Here is a 14,696-nt window from a genome sequence, read left to right on the forward strand (position 1 = left end):
TCCGAGGAAATTGTCGAAAGGATTTCTTTGTTTTTTATGAGAATTGACTCGAAGAACTTTCAGTATATCGGATGGGAATTAACTATTTTAATATGGTAAATGTTCTAATTGGAAAAAAAGTAAATACATATTTTTCAAGGTTTTACTAATTTAAGGTGTCGAAATTTAATTATTTAAAAAAAATAAAATTATATATTGCTTTTAGTTTTTGTTTTAAGTAAAATTCATAGGGAATTAATAAGATAATAGTTTAGTAGTTTAATGTAATATTCTTTCGGAAAAAGAAAAGTAGCACGTAGTAAATTTTTAATTTGTAAGTAAAGGGAGAGTAAAGTAATTGAAAGCATGGAAAAATGTATCGTTTGTTATGAAAAGTAGTATCTTTTTATTATGTTTAACTTGTATGTTTTTTATTGTGCCAAGTACAAATGCGAGTGCAGAAACAGTTAAAATTTATCTAGATCCAGGGCATGGGGGAACAGATACAGGTGCTATTGGAAATGGTTTGAAAGAGAAGGATTTAACATTAGATATTGCTTTGCGAATTCGTAATATTTTAAATTCTGAGTATACAGGTCATGAGATTAGAATGAGCCGTACAAGTGATGTGTATCCTACATTAGCACAAAGAACGAATGATGCTAATCAGTGGGGAGCAAACTTCTTCTTATCTGTGCATATCAATAGTGGTGGAGGAACAGGCTATGAGGATTACAGTTATCCGAATGTAGGTGCTCCTACTACAACGTATCACCAATTGATTCATCAAGAAATTATGAAAACAACTGATTTTGTTGATCGAGGAATGAAAACAAGTAATTTTCATGTGTTAAGAGAGACAAATATGCCTGCAATATTGACTGAAAATGGATTTATTGATCGAGCTGAGGATGCTGCAAAGCTTGCCAATGCGGATTTCAGAGAGCAGCTTGCAAGAGGACATGTAAATGGATTAGTAAAATCATTTAATTTACAAAAGAAAACATTCTTACTTCGTGTAAAGGCACCTGAATTATACTATTATAACCAACCTGATTGGAATGCAAAAGCAGGGACTGTGAAACAGGGAGATGTGTTTACTGTTGTAGAAACATTAACTGTGAATGGTTCGAAAATGTATAAATTAAAATCTGGAAATTATATAACTGCGAATCCAGCATATGTTGAAATTATAAATTAAAAGGCTATACATAGAAAGACAATGATGGAATTAACCCATCATTGTCTTTTTTACTTTGCTTTTTTCTTTACTTTTTATTTTGCTTCTTACATAAATCATTCCAGCGAATGTTAATAAGAATGCAGTTCCGATAACGAAGCTGACGCTAGGGGATGCCCCGATTGCACCAACTGTAAAGGATCCAGCAACAACTCCTAATGAGAAGAAAGCATAAAACAATCCGAATGCTTTTCCGCGCTTATCATCTGTCGTATTTTCAACAAGTAATGCATTTATCGATGGGAAAAGGATAGCGAATCCAATGCCATAAATCATCATAACGATAAAGAGCATACCTTTTGTTGCGAATAATCCAAGTAAAGATAACGCGAATGCCATTACTGCAATACCAATTAGCATGAGTTTTGAACGATTAAATCGATCATAAATACGGTTTGTTGGCAGCAAGAAGAAGAGGATGGCGGTAATGCCGAATACACTTAACATCATGCCTGTTGTAGATGCTTTAAGTGCTAATGCCTCAACTTTCACTGGTAGCATATAAGTGACAATTCCTTGTGAAAACATTAGCGTGAAAGCACCAATATATGCTTGCAATAACGGTTCTGATTTCAATAGTTCAATCATATCCTCTTTGTTCATCATTTGTGTTCTTGAAGTATCTTTTCTTGATACGTTATTTGGTAAGAAGAATAGAGATACGATTGTACCAAGGACCATTAAAATAGAAATGGTAATGAACACCCACTCTATACCAGCAGTTGCTTTCATAATTCCACTGAAAGCCGGTCCTACAATTGCCGCTGTTCCAACAGCAGCACCAGATAGAGCCATTGCCTTACCTTGTCTTGCTGAATTTGTTTGTTTTGATAAAAACGTAAAGGCAGCAGGAATTAAAAATCCGTCACTAAAGCCGTGCATAAAGCGCACAACTAATAGTTGTCCACCACTTTGAACAACGGTGTATAACAAGACTATGAAACTCGTAAGTCCCATGCTTATATAAAGTATTTTTTTTGCACCAAATTTATCGACAGCAGCGCCAGCAATAATATTACCGATCATATTAGCGAATGAGTACATACCGACAACTAGCCCAATAATAAGGGGAGATCCTCCAAGACTTTGAGCGAACGTACTCATAATAGGTAATTGTGAAAATGTATCTAGAAACGCTACGATAACAATAAAGTAAATAAAATATTTCAAGCGATATTCACCTCTCCTATGCTATTATGGCATAATGCTAATTTCAACCGCAATGAAATTAGCATTCACAGATGTGGAAAAAAGTACAAAGTGACAAAATATTGAACGTTATTTGTTAAAATTTAGTGGAAATGAGATTGTTTTTTTGAAATATATGGATAGAAGTATTATAATAGATTTGTAAACTTCACCAGGTTAAGTATATACGTAGAGAGGGATGTATAAAATGAAAGCATTACTTTGGCATAATCAACGCGATGTACGAGTAGAAGAAGTACCAGAACCAACTGTAAGACCAGGAGCAGTTAAGATTAAAGTGAAATGGTGTGGTATCTGCGGAACAGACTTGCATGAATATTTAGCAGGACCTATTTTTATTCCAACAGAAGAGCACCCATTAACACACGTAAAAGCACCGGTTATTTTAGGTCATGAGTTTAGTGGTGAGGTAGTTGAAATCGGTGAAGGCGTTACTTCTCATAAAGTGGGAGATCGCGTCGTTGTAGAACCAATTTATTCTTGTGGTAAATGTGAAGCTTGTAAACATGGACATTACAATGTTTGTGAACAACTTGTTTTCCACGGTCTTGGCGGAGACGGCGGCGGTTTCTCTGAATATACAGTAGTACCAGAAGATATGGTCCACCATATTCCTGATGAAATGACGTATGAACAAGGTGCACTTGTAGAACCAGCAGCGGTAGCAGTTCATGCAGTACGTCAAAGTAAATTAAAAGAAGGGGAAGCTGTAGCAGTATTTGGTTGTGGTCCAATTGGACTTCTTGTCATTCAAGCAGCTAAAGCAGCAGGAGCAACTCCTGTGATTGCAGTAGAACTTTCTAAAGAACGTCAAGAGTTAGCAAAATTAGCAGGTGCGGATTATGTATTAAATCCAGCTACTCAAGATGTACTAGCAGAAATTCGTAACTTAACAAATGGTTTAGGTGTAAATGTGAGCTTTGAAGTAACAGGTGTCGAAGTAGTACTTCGTCAAGCGATTGAAAGTACAAGCTTTGAAGGACAAACTGTAATTGTTAGTGTGTGGGAAAAAGATGCGACAATTACGCCAAACAACCTTGTACTAAAAGAAAAAGAAGTTATCGGTATTCTTGGATACCGTCATATCTTCCCAGCTGTTATTAAATTAATTAGCTCTGGCCAAATTCAAGCAGAGAAATTAATTACGAAAAAAATCACAGTGGATCAAGTTGTTGAAGAAGGATTTGAAGCACTTGTAAAAGATAAAACACAAGTGAAAATTCTTGTTTCACCTAAATAATAGAGAATAGTAAAAAGTAGCTCTTTTCTAGAAATAGAAGAGGGCTACTTTTTTTCTATACAGAAAGGTGATAGACTTTCCTTTAACTACAGGTATTTTGTTTGGAAGGGGAAGTCTAATGCTTTCATTTATGTTGACATTGAAACGAATGCTAAAAGCTTGTTTACGAGCGTGGAAAGATAAAGAATTTCAAGTATTATTCGTATTAACATTTTTAACATTAACATCTGGTACGATTTTTTATAGTACAGTTGAAGGATTACGTCCTCTTGACGCTTTATATTTTAGTGTGGTCACGTTGACGACTGTCGGTGATGGGAATTTTAGTCCGCAAACTGATTTCGGAAAGGTATTTACAATCTTATATATCTTTATTGGGATTGGATTAGTGTTTGGATTTATTCATAAGTTGGCAGTTAATGTACAACTACCAAGTATATTATCGAATAGAAAAAAAGAGTAAAGCATGTGGATGCTTTACTCTTTTTTTACATTAGTTTAGACAATCATTTGTAGTAGCTTAACAATACTTTATTACAATATAAGTGCATTTATTCATTATATTCACTATGTATAAAGTTATAATGATATGAACATTTGCATATTTTAATTTATTGATAGAAATTTCATGAAAGGTGGGATATTCTAGTCATAGGTTAACCGGACGATATCATAGGATCCTAACAAAAGTTTACAATAATTCAATTATAAAATGGAGGATTTCAGATGAAAAAGAAAGTACTTGCTTTAGCAGCAGCTATTACATTAGTAGCGCCGTTACAAAGTGTTGCATTTGCTCATGAAAACGATGGGGGAAGTAAAATAAAAATAGTTCATCGCTGGTCTGCTGAAGATAAACATAAGGAAGGCGTAAACTCTCATTTATGGATTGTAAACCGCGCCATTGATATTATGTCTCGCAATACAACACTTGTAAAACAAGATCGAGTTGCACAATTAAATGAATGGCGTACGGAATTAGAAAATGGTATTTATGCTGCTGACTATGAAAATCCTTATTATGATAATAGCACATTTGCTTCGCATTTCTATGATCCAGACAATGGAAAAACATATATTCCATTTGCAAAGCAGGCAAAAGAAACTGGCGCTAAATATTTTAAATTAGCTGGTGAATCATATGAAAATAAAGATATGAAACAAGCATTCTTCTATTTAGGATTATCTCTTCATTATTTAGGAGATGTAAACCAACCGATGCATGCGGCAAACTTTACAAATCTTTCGTACCCACAAGGATTCCATTCTAAATATGAAAACTTTGTAGATACGATAAAAGATAATTATAAAGTAACGGATGGAAATGGATATTGGAACTGGAAAGGTACAAATCCAGAAGAGTGGATTCACGGAGCGGCAGTAGCAGCGAAACAAGATTACGCTGGCATTGTAAATGATAATACGAAAGATTGGTTCGTAAAAGCAGCTGTATCACAAGAATATGCAGATAAATGGCGCGCTGAAGTTACAACAATGACAGGTAAGCGATTAATGGATGCACAACGTGTTACTGCCGGATACATTCAGCTTTGGTTTGATACGTACGGAGATCGTTAAGTATTAAAAAAAAGGTCAAATCTCACAATAGAGTATTTGGCCTTTTTATAACTAATACATGGAGGTATGAAACGTGAAAGGAAAATTGCTAAAAGGTGTACTTAGCTTTGGGATTGGTTTAGGAGTTTTATACGGAGGATCTTCAGCTCAAGCAGAAACGTCTACAAATCAAAATAATACTTTGAAAGTGATGACACATAATGTGTACATGCTATCAACAAATTTATATCCGAACTGGGGACAAAGTGAGCGTGCTGATTTAATTGGGGCGGCAGATTATATAAAGAATCAAGACGTTGTTATATTAAATGAAGTGTTTGATAATAGCGCATCAGATCGTTTGTTAGGGAATTTGAAGAAAGAATATCCAAATCAAACAGCGGTATTAGGTCGTAGTAACGGAAATGAATGGGATAAAACGTTAGGTAGCTATTCATCTTCAACTCCTGAAGATGGGGGCGTTGCAATCGTGAGTAAATGGCCGATTGTTGAAAAGATTCAATATGTATTTGCAAAAGGATGCGGGCCAGATAATTTATCGAATAAAGGATTTGTATACACGAAAATTAAGAAAAATGATCGTTTCGTTCATGTAATCGGGACGCATTTGCAGGCTGAAGATAGTATGTGCGGAAAAACTTCACCTGCATCTGTACGTACAAATCAGTTAAAAGAAATTCAAGACTTTATTAAAAATAAGAATATACCAAATGACGAGTACGTCCTATTTGGTGGTGATATGAACGTGAATAAAATAAATGCAGAGAACAATAGTGACTCAGAGTACGCATCCATGTTCAAAACATTACACGCTTCTATTCCATCTTATACAGGACATACAGCAACTTGGGATGCTACGACAAACAGTATAGCAAAATATAATTTCCCTGATAGCCCTGCCGAGTATTTAGATTATATTATCGCAAGTAAAGACCATGCGAATCCGTCATTTATAGAGAATAAAGTATTACAACCGAAATCTCCACAATGGACTGTTACATCATGGCTTAAAAAATATACATATAATGATTACTCTGATCATTATCCAGTAGAGGCAACTATTTCTATGAAATAGTCCTAAAAAAGTTTCTTCTTAATAGGAAGAAACTTTTTTATTTTGTAGAGGAAATTTCAACTTTCTTTCCAATATGTATAAGACATATTGAAAAGAGGAGAGAAAAATGTGGATCGAGGAATTTTTAAAGAGGTTCCATTACCGTGTGCATTTTTGGATGAAGTGGCTTTAGATAGAAATATTCAATCGATTATAGAATTAAGTGGGAATAAGAAGATTCGTATAGCGAGTAAATCGTTACGTTCTGTTCCAGTTATGCAAAAGATTTTAGCTACAAATGATCGATTTCAAGGTATTATGTGTTTTTCACCTAGAGAGGCTTTGTTTTTAATTGAACAAGGATTCAATGATTTATTGCTCGGATATCCTGTTTATGATGAAAGAGCTTTACATGAAATAAGTTTACTAACCAAGAAAGGGCTTATTATAACTTGTATGGTGGATTGTGAAGATCATATTGTTTATTTAGAAAAAATTGCTGAGGAGTCTAAAGGGTGTTTTCGTGTTTGTTTGGATATTGATATGAGTAGTCATTTTTTTCAATTTCATTTTGGGGTCAAAAGATCACCAGTAAAAGATGTGCAAAGTGCTTTGAAAATAGTGAGAAGGGTAAAAGAATCATCATGTTTAATACTAGATGGTGTAATGGGATATGAAGCCCAAATTGCTGGGGTAGGAGACAACATACCAAATCAACGAGTGAAAAGTAAAGTGATTTCGTATTTAAAGAAGAAGTCAGTGTTAGAAGTTAAAGGAAGAAGAGGACATATCGTAAAAGAAATACAAAACCTAGGTATTGAACTAAGGTTTGTAAATGGGGGAGGCACAGGAAGTATAAAAACAACTGGGCAAGATAATTCAGTTTCAGAGATTACAATAGGTTCTGCTTTTTATGCCCCGAAGCTGTTTGATTATTATAAAGAGGTGCAATTTCATCCAGCTGTCGGATTTGCTTTACCAGTTGTGCGTAAACCAGCCCCGTTTATTTACACTTGTTTAGGTGGTGGATATATTGCCTCAGGTGCAATCGGGAAAGATAAAGAACCTGAGATTTGGAGACCAAATGGTGCCAAACTATTAGCTTTAGAAGGCGCTGGCGAAGTGCAAACACCGATTTTTTATAACGGTGAGGAACGAGTAGAGATAGGAGATTCTATCTTGTTTCGCCATAGTAAAGCTGGAGAGTTATGTGAGCGTTTTCCTTTTTTATATCGTGTGAAAGAAGGAGAGATTGTTGGGGAGTATTCAACATATCGGGGGGATGGTCAATGCTTTCTATAAAGGGACAAAAATGGAGAAATTGGACAGGGAATGTAGAAGGAACGCCGCATTATACGATGTATCCAGAAAGTATACAAGATGTAGTAGAAGTTGTAGGGCTTGCTCGAAAAAAAGGGAAGAAAATTCGTGTTGTCGGTTCAGGACACTCGTTTACACCTCTTGTGCAAACGGAAGAAATTTTAGTTTCTTTAGATGAATTGAAAGGTATTTTGGATATGGATGCAGAGAAGATGGTTGCCGAAGTATGGGCAGGAACAAAGTTACATGATTTAGGGAAGTTGCTTGAAGAAAAAGGTTATGCACAAGAAAATTTAGGGGATATTGATTTGCAATCGATTGCAGGAGCGATTAGTACAGGGACTCATGGAACGGGTATTACCTTTGGAAGTTTATCAACACAAGTTATAGAGATTACCGCAGTTTTATCTACAGGTGAGAGTATAGTTTGTTCGGAAACTGTGAATGTGGAATATTGGAGAGCCTTTCAGTTGTCGCTTGGAATGTTAGGTATCATTGTAAAAATAAAATTGAAGGTCATTCCAGCCTATTCACTCGTTTATAAAAGTGAAAAACAGTCATTATCTACTGTAATGAACAAGCTAGAAGAATATAAAAAAAATCGCCATTTTGAATTTTTCGTTTTTCCTTATTCAGATGAAGTGCAAGTGAAATTTACAAACGAAACAACGGGTAAAAAAGGTGACTTGAAATGGCATAAACTAAAGGTAGAGTTGCTTGAAAATAAGATGTTTTCTTTGCTATCTAAAGGATGTAAATGGTTTCCTTCTATAAGTAAAGGAGTAAGTCGATTATCGGCTAAAGCTGTACCGAATACAAAGATAGTTGGTCCGAGTTATGAAGTATTTGCTACGTCGCGTGCGGTTCCATTTTATGAAATGGAGTATAGCGTTCCTTCAAAGTATATGCGGATCGTTGTAGAAGAAATTTCAAACCTTATTGAAAAGAAAAAGTATAAAGTGCACTTCCCAATTGAATGCCGTTATGTGAAAAGGGATGATATATGGCTCAGTCCAGCGTATGGAAGGGATTCAGCGTATATTGCTGTTCATATGTATAAAGGTATGAAGTATGCGGCTTATTTTGGTGAGGTGGAGAAAATTTTTCTAAAGTATGAGGGACGCCCGCATTGGGGGAAAATGCATACGTTAACGTACGAAAAATTACAAAGTATATATCCAGAATTGCATTCGTTTCTAAAGGTGAGGAAGTTATTAGATGAAGCAGAAATGTTTTCAAACCCTTACACAGAAAAATTATTTACGATTATGAAAAAAAGCTGACAAAGTATTACTTGTCAGCTTTTTTTAGTATGATCGCATTTCTTGTTTGACTAATACGCTCGTAAAATAGTAATTTATCACGACTAAATACATGTAATAAAACATGAATAATAAATAGACCGTTAATTACAAATTGGAATAATAGTATAACTAGTAATACTAAAGGCTCTGTATGATTTAAGATAGAGCTACTCGAAAGAATATAATTGATTCCGCCTAAAATGAAATAGAATATCCCGTAACGAATGAATAATTCTTTTAGTGTAATATGCTCTGCTTGTCCTTTAATATAAATCCGAAGCAACGCTTTTCCTATTGTTCTTCCATTTGTAAAGTATGGAATGATAATAAAGTAAATTAAGATCGAACATGTAATGAAAAGGAGTTCGTATACATTTGTATAAGATTGGATGTTAGCAATAAATAGTGAATTTCCTTTATTTTTAATGAAAGGTACAACGATAGATAAGAAAATCCAATCAATTTGCATAGCGATGAGACGACGAATAAATCCAACTGATTTCGTTTCTAAATCAATATGAATATCTAATTCACTTGTTTTCGGAAGGAAGTACGTAAATATTGGTGCAATGATAAAACCAATTACGCCGCCTAGCGTGTTTAAAAACAAATCGTCAATATCAAATAAGCGATAGGCACAATTATAAATACCATATAATCCAGTTACTTGTGTTAACTCAAAGAACAGTGAAAGGCAAAAAGAAATGCACACTGTTTGTAAGAAGCTACGTCGGAAGTAATAACGTAAGTACATACCGAACGGAACGGTTAGTAGAACGTTAAAAGCAACTTGTAAAAACGCAGATTCCTTTAATAAATAGAAGTAGGTAGCTGGCTTCGTTAAAATCGCCGAGGTATGATTACTAATCTCTTGTATGAAATAAAATGGTGATAGTTGCATATGTTGCGTATTAGCCGGTTGTAGGCTACAAGTATCATACGTTTGTGGTAACGGCAAAATCACAAGGAAATAGGCATTTAATAAGTAAAGTAATAATGAATATAAAATAAATGAACGCCATTTATTCAAATAACCGTATTTACGATAATTAAATATTAAAAAAGGGATTAATAGAAACATTGCTAAAATAGGAAATAAAATAAATGCTGTTTTTACTGGAAATAAATATGCAGTCAAAATGAAGCTCCTTTCAATGAAAATTCGTTTATCATTATAACGTTAAAAGAGTCTAAAAACAAAATTAAAATATTTCGAAATAGAAAAAATTACAAATCTCAACGGAATTAAGCTATACTAAATTTAATATAAGGATATTATGATTATTATAAGTTGAGAGAGGGTACAAGATATGCGATATGAGCTTTTTTCTGTAAGTGGGGATCATATTACAACTTTTGAAAGTGCGTGGCGTTTTCAAGAGGGAGAACAGATCTTTGTTCATGATGATCAAACAAAACGAAATTTTATTATTATCCGCCTAACGCATGATGTATTTCAACAAAATAAACATGTTATTCGTTTGTATTGTCAAGAAAAGAAAGTATACGCATAAGAGGGGCAAAGATATAAAAAAGCGAGTCATCCTAGTTTAATAGAATGACTCGCTTTTCGCTTTGTAAGTTTCACTTTATAAGAAAGTAAGAGTAAGTACACCTACGATAATGCAATAGAAAGAGAAATATTTTAAATTTCCTTTTGCCATAATGTTCATAAACCATTTTAACGAAATATACGTCATAATAAATGTTGCGATAAATGCAACGACATATGGTACGAATAATGTGTCTAGATTTGGATCTTTTGCAATGTCTGTAATACTTAGTAATAAACCACCTAAGCTAACAGGGATATATAGTAAGAATGAGAAACGAAGGGCTGTTTCTTGCTTCATACCAAGTAGCATCGCTGCTACGATTGTTGCACCTGATCGGCTTATTCCAGGAATTAGTGCGCAAGCTTGTGCTAATCCGACGATGATTGCATCTTTCATAGAAAGGTCGCCATCATTTTTACGCCCACGCAAGTTTCTAATAATCCAAAGGCCGACAGCAGTAATAAGGAGGGAAATCCCAACCATCTTCACACCTTTTAAGTACTGATCGATGTAATCTTTAAATAAAACACCAATAACACCTGCTGGAATGGTCGCAATAACAAGATAAATAATAAAGAAGAAATCTGATTTTGCGTCTTCTGCTCTTGTGAATATATAAGATAGACCATTCTTCGTTAGACGAATTAAATCATTTCTATAAATAAGTAATACAGCTAATAATGAAGCTGAATTAACAAGTAGTTCGAAGCTAAACCCTTCTATTTTTAGTCCTAGCAAATGCTGTGCTAAAACGAGGTGACCGCTTGAAGAAATCGGAATTGGTTCTGTTAGTCCTTGGAACAGACCAAGAATTAAATATTTTAAAATGTAATGAAATTGTTCCATAAAAACCTCCTTGTTTATTAGTCGAAAGAAACAACTTGTTCATTATAACAAAGATACGGATGAATATTGAGAAGAAATAAATATTCAAAATATAATAAAAACCCCTTATAGCGCGCTATAAGGGGTTTTTATTATTAATGAGAAGCCGCTGTTTCTTGAAGACCTTTAGTCAATTGAACATCGACTTTTTCGGCATCATGAATATGGTTCATAATAGTAGTATTTAATTTTTGGAACATTTGTTGTGTATTAGCGAATTCTCGTAATATATCATCATTACAAGATTTTTGGTTTTCGATAGCTTTAATAACATTTGTAGCACCATTTTGTAACGTTTGAATCATAATTAAAATATTTTCAATTCTAGCGTTTGTATCGGCACTCATTTCTACACCTTCATCGACTAAATGTAAATTATCTTTTGTGTTATCGTATGCTTTTTCAATTTCTTCTTGAATTTTTTTCGTTAAGTTGCCGATGTTTTTTGTACTTTCCGCTGTACTTTCCGCTAGCTTTCTTACTTCATTAGCAACGACAGCGAATCCTTTACCATGCTCTCCAGCGCGCGCAGCTTCAATACTCGCATTTAAAGCAAGTAAATTCGTTTGTGCTGCAATGTTTTGAATGACTTCTACAATTTGCTCGATTTCTTTTGAACGTTCACTTAAATGATTCATACTGTTAGACGTACGCTGAGATTGTTCACCTAATTTGTTAATTACAATAAGTAAACGGTGAACAGATTCTTTTCCTTCATTAGAACAGTCAATAATTTCTTCAATAGATTGAATTAAGCTTTGTTCTTTTTGTAACATTTCGTTATTCAATTCATTGGAATGTGTAGTACGAGTTGAAACATTTTCGAAACATGAGTTTAATTGTTGAACTAAATTTTGAAGTGTATGGTGTTGATTATTTACAAGTTGATGCTCTTGAACGACGTTTTGCACACGGTCGTGAATAGAAGAAATGATCACTTGTTTTTCAGTATCTTTTTGTTTTAATTCTGCTTCTAGTTCTTGTATACGATTTTCTAATTGATCAATTTTATGTAGAAGTGATTTTTTTTGAGTAAACATATATTTATTTCAACCGCCTTTAGAAGTTATATTTTCTCTATATTTGGATTTTAGCATCTTTTATAATTTTTAAATATAGGAATTGTTAAATATTTAAGAATCTATTACATTTTATGCATAATTCCCTTTTTTTCGTCATGAAAAATAAACTGTATTTAATGGTATTGTAAACAAACTGTAAAATAAATCATGTATAACTGTATAAGAAGGGAGTCGGATTATGAACTATTTTAAGCGAATCAGTAGTCTAGTATTAGCAGGAATTATCGGTCTTTCTAGTACAGTCGCTGTAAAAGCAGAGTCAAACGACGAGAAACTTAACAACATGCAACAGCAATTGCAGCAAAACGATGCAGATATGCAAAAGAAAGAGCAAGAGAAGCAAGCTGTTAGTAAAGAAATTAAAGGTATCGAAAACGAACTACATAATTTAAATAATACAATTGCAAAAAATAAAGAGGATCAAGCTGCTATTCAACGTAAAATTGATGAAACACATAAGCAGATTGAGCAAAAAAAGAATGAAATTGTCGTTTTAGAGGATAAAGTCCTTGCTCGTAAGGATATTATGAGAAAACGTATGGTTTCTGTTCAAAACAGTTCAAATACAAGTTTAGTAGTGGAAGTTGTAGTAGAGTCAAAAAACTTTGCAGATTTCTTACAACGTATGAACGCAGTTTCTACTATTTTAGAAGCTGATAAAGAAATTTTACGTCTACAAGAACAAGACCTTCGTCAAATTGAAGAGGATAAGAAAACAATTGATGAAAAAGAAGCATCTTTAGTAGTAGACAAACAAAAATTAGCAAAAGCACAAGCTGAGTTGCAGGATAACTTGAAAAAGCGTCAAGATAACTTACAAACAGTTCAAGCTAAATATAATCAGGTTGCAAGCCAACTTAATTTAGCAGCAGAAGAAAAAGCTAAAATTGAGTCAAATATGAAAGCAGTTCAAGAAACAATTGCTCGTGAGCAAGAAGCGGCAAGAATTGCAGCAGAAGAGCGTGCAAAAGCAGAAGCGGCTGCAAAAGCTGAGCAAGAAGCTTTAGCTAAGGCACAGGCAGATGTTGCTGAAAAACAAAAGCAAAAGCAAGAGCAAGCTAGTAAGCCAGCTCAAACTAAAAATAATAATTCAAGTGTAGAACCTGCACAACCTTCTAAGCCAACTGCTGGTGGAAGAGAAATTTATGTACATGCAACAGCTTATACGGCAGACCCAGCTGAAAATGGTTATGGACCAGGTCAACAAGTATATTCTGCATGGGGAGGCTATAATCTAACTGCAAACCCAGGAATGAAATTAATTGCGGTGGATCCATCTGTTATTCCATTAGGTTCTCGCGTATATGTTGAAGGATACGGAGAAGCAATTGCAGCAGATACTGGTGGCGCAATTAAAGGTCACAAAATTGATGTTTTAATGCCAGATAAAGCTTCGTCTAGTAAGTGGGGCAGAAAAAATGTTAAGCTTACAATTTTAAACTAATACGTAATCCAACTTTACAATATGTGAAGTTGGATTTTTTTGTAAAAATAATGTTAAGTTGAGTTTACATTTTGTTAAGTTTATCATACAATAACAATGAGAGGTGGTAAAATTGACCATTTTAAATAGAGTGAAGGAATTAAGAGCTCGGTTTAATTTTTCGCAAAGTGTATTAGCAGAAAGGGTTGGAGTGACGAGACAAACAATCGCTGCAATTGAAAAAGGGGATTATGTCCCTTCACTGTTATTAGCACTTACGATTTGCGATGTATTTCAGTTAAAGATGGAAGATGTGTTTGTTTTAAATAAGGAGGGGAAAGAGGATGAATAGACTCGTATTTTCTTATATGCTAAATGTACTTTTAATGGTATTAGCAGGTTGGGCGTTTATTGAGTTATATTATTTTACTATTGAAGTCGCTAATTTTATTCAAACGGAGAGAGTACCATCTGAAATTTCACTGAGTTTAATGCCGCTAGGATTACTTTTAATATTTGGTATTGTATCGACTGTTCTTTATAAAATTCAAAAGAAAAAATATAAAGAGCTCTCGTATTGGATGTTTCCACTATTATTTCCTCAAGAGGATGAGAGAGAAAAGGCAATTACAGAAAAGGCTTGTCGTACTACATTTATGTCACTATGGTACGTGTTGCCTTGTGCGATTGGTTTTTTAACTCTTTCTCCAATTGCTAATCTATATGTTCCTGCATATCCAATATATATTGCATTTAGTATTTTCTTTATTGAAATGACGATTTTTCACGTATCCTTATATCGAAATAAAATCGCTTGAAAAGAAAC

At 34.0% G+C, this 14,696-nt stretch carries 14 protein-coding genes and 1 pseudogene; 11 read left to right on the plus strand and 4 right to left on the minus strand.

Going from position 1 to position 14,696, the window contains the following annotated elements; all coding sequences use genetic code 11:
- Positions 1-403 precede the first annotated feature (403 nt).
- Complete coding sequence (locus tag JDS82_RS21865; protein ID WP_048567124.1) at positions 404-1,180, plus strand: N-acetylmuramoyl-L-alanine amidase; 777 nt, start codon at positions 404-406, stop codon at positions 1,178-1,180.
- A 30-nt stretch (positions 1,181-1,210) separates the two neighbouring features.
- Here the strand turns inward: JDS82_RS21865 and JDS82_RS21870 are convergent, their stop codons facing one another.
- Positions 1,211-2,389: an MFS transporter gene (locus JDS82_RS21870; protein ID WP_000873256.1), complete on the minus strand. Its 1,179-nt coding sequence runs from the start codon at positions 2,387-2,389 to the stop codon at positions 1,211-1,213.
- Between the two features lie 226 nt (positions 2,390-2,615).
- On the opposite strand from JDS82_RS21870, the gene bdhA reads away from it, so the two are divergent.
- The 6 genes from bdhA to JDS82_RS21900 all read left to right on the plus strand — a co-directional run bounded on the left by bdhA (position 2,616) and on the right by JDS82_RS21900 (position 8,903).
- Entirely contained in the window at positions 2,616-3,668 is a 1,053-nt protein-coding gene (bdhA, locus tag JDS82_RS21875) for a (R,R)-butanediol dehydrogenase (RefSeq protein ID WP_000645832.1), read from the plus strand.
- A gap of 118 nt (positions 3,669-3,786) precedes the next feature.
- Positions 3,787-4,131, plus strand: coding sequence for a potassium channel family protein (locus JDS82_RS21880; protein WP_000948239.1), 345 nt, complete (start codon positions 3,787-3,789; stop codon positions 4,129-4,131).
- A gap of 263 nt (positions 4,132-4,394) precedes the next feature.
- Positions 4,395-5,246, plus strand: a complete 852-nt coding sequence (gene cerA / locus JDS82_RS21885; protein WP_199713942.1) for a phospholipase CerA — start codon at positions 4,395-4,397, stop codon at positions 5,244-5,246.
- Positions 5,247-5,319: 73 nt separating this feature from the next.
- Positions 5,320-6,321, plus strand: a complete 1,002-nt coding sequence (gene sph / locus JDS82_RS21890) for a sphingomyelinase C (protein ID WP_000676775.1) — start codon at positions 5,320-5,322, stop codon at positions 6,319-6,321.
- A 108-nt stretch (positions 6,322-6,429) separates the two neighbouring features.
- Positions 6,430-7,602 carry an alanine racemase gene (locus tag JDS82_RS21895; RefSeq protein WP_199713943.1) on the plus strand — a complete coding sequence of 391 codons (1,173 nt, stop codon included), beginning with the start codon at positions 6,430-6,432 and terminating at the stop codon, positions 7,600-7,602.
- A complete protein-coding gene (locus tag JDS82_RS21900; protein ID WP_199713944.1) occupies positions 7,590-8,903 on the plus strand; it encodes a D-arabinono-1,4-lactone oxidase in 1,314 nt (437 codons plus the stop codon). Before JDS82_RS21895 ends, JDS82_RS21900 begins: the two co-directional genes overlap by 13 nt.
- A gap of 7 nt (positions 8,904-8,910) precedes the next feature.
- On the opposite strand, the gene JDS82_RS21905 is transcribed toward JDS82_RS21900, so the two are convergent.
- Positions 8,911-10,062: a VanZ family protein gene (locus tag JDS82_RS21905; RefSeq protein ID WP_199713945.1), complete on the minus strand. Its 1,152-nt coding sequence runs from the start codon at positions 10,060-10,062 to the stop codon at positions 8,911-8,913.
- Between the two features lie 172 nt (positions 10,063-10,234).
- Between JDS82_RS21905 and JDS82_RS21910 the strand changes: the two genes are divergently transcribed.
- A complete protein-coding gene (locus JDS82_RS21910; RefSeq protein WP_001268332.1) occupies positions 10,235-10,438 on the plus strand; it encodes a hypothetical protein in 204 nt (67 codons plus the stop codon).
- 75 nt (positions 10,439-10,513) lie between these two features.
- On the opposite strand, the gene JDS82_RS21915 is transcribed toward JDS82_RS21910, so the two are convergent.
- Entirely contained in the window at positions 10,514-11,326 is an 813-nt protein-coding gene (locus tag JDS82_RS21915) for an undecaprenyl-diphosphate phosphatase (protein WP_199713946.1), read from the minus strand.
- A 134-nt stretch (positions 11,327-11,460) separates the two neighbouring features.
- A pseudogene (locus tag JDS82_RS30405) lies at positions 11,461-11,979 on the minus strand (methyl-accepting chemotaxis protein); the annotation flags it as partial.
- A 646-nt stretch (positions 11,980-12,625) separates the two neighbouring features.
- Here JDS82_RS30405 and JDS82_RS21925 point away from each other — a divergent pair.
- From JDS82_RS21925 to JDS82_RS21935, 3 genes are all read left to right on the plus strand, one after another.
- The gene (locus JDS82_RS21925; protein WP_199713947.1) at positions 12,626-13,891 is read left to right on the plus strand and encodes a 3D domain-containing protein; all 1,266 of its coding nucleotides are present in this window, start codon (positions 12,626-12,628) and stop codon (positions 13,889-13,891) included.
- Positions 13,892-14,003: 112 nt separating this feature from the next.
- Positions 14,004-14,222, plus strand: a complete 219-nt coding sequence (locus JDS82_RS21930; RefSeq protein WP_048562921.1) for a helix-turn-helix transcriptional regulator — start codon at positions 14,004-14,006, stop codon at positions 14,220-14,222.
- Complete coding sequence (locus tag JDS82_RS21935; protein ID WP_048562922.1) at positions 14,215-14,688, plus strand: hypothetical protein; 474 nt, start codon at positions 14,215-14,217, stop codon at positions 14,686-14,688. Before JDS82_RS21930 ends, JDS82_RS21935 begins: the two co-directional genes overlap by 8 nt.
- The last annotated feature ends 8 nt before the right edge of the window (positions 14,689-14,696 follow it).

Origin of the sequence: Bacillus cereus group sp. N14 (assembly GCF_016483555.1) — a bacterium.
GTDB classification, from domain to species: Bacteria; Bacillota; Bacilli; order Bacillales; family Bacillaceae_G; genus Bacillus_A; species Bacillus_A wiedmannii.

What these genes read in the sequence shown, in the direction of transcription:
- JDS82_RS21865 (WP_048567124.1), top strand. Translation starts at nt 404, where the DNA reads ATGTTTTTTATTGTGCCAAGTACAAATGCGAGTGCAGAAACAGTTAAA.
- bdhA (WP_000645832.1), top strand. Translation starts at nt 2,616, where the DNA reads ATGAAAGCATTACTTTGGCATAATCAACGCGATGTACGAGTAGAAGAA.
- JDS82_RS21880 (WP_000948239.1), top strand. Translation starts at nt 3,787, where the DNA reads ATGCTTTCATTTATGTTGACATTGAAACGAATGCTAAAAGCTTGTTTA.
- cerA (WP_199713942.1), top strand. Translation starts at nt 4,395, where the DNA reads ATGAAAAAGAAAGTACTTGCTTTAGCAGCAGCTATTACATTAGTAGCG.
- JDS82_RS21900 (WP_199713944.1), top strand. Translation starts at nt 7,590, where the DNA reads ATGCTTTCTATAAAGGGACAAAAATGGAGAAATTGGACAGGGAATGTA.
- JDS82_RS21910 (WP_001268332.1), top strand. Translation starts at nt 10,235, where the DNA reads ATGCGATATGAGCTTTTTTCTGTAAGTGGGGATCATATTACAACTTTT.
- JDS82_RS21915 (WP_199713946.1), bottom strand. Translation starts at nt 11,326, where the DNA reads ATGGAACAATTTCATTACATTTTAAAATATTTAATTCTTGGTCTGTTC.
- JDS82_RS21925 (WP_199713947.1), top strand. Translation starts at nt 12,626, where the DNA reads ATGAACTATTTTAAGCGAATCAGTAGTCTAGTATTAGCAGGAATTATC.
- JDS82_RS21935 (WP_048562922.1), top strand. Translation starts at nt 14,215, where the DNA reads ATGAATAGACTCGTATTTTCTTATATGCTAAATGTACTTTTAATGGTA.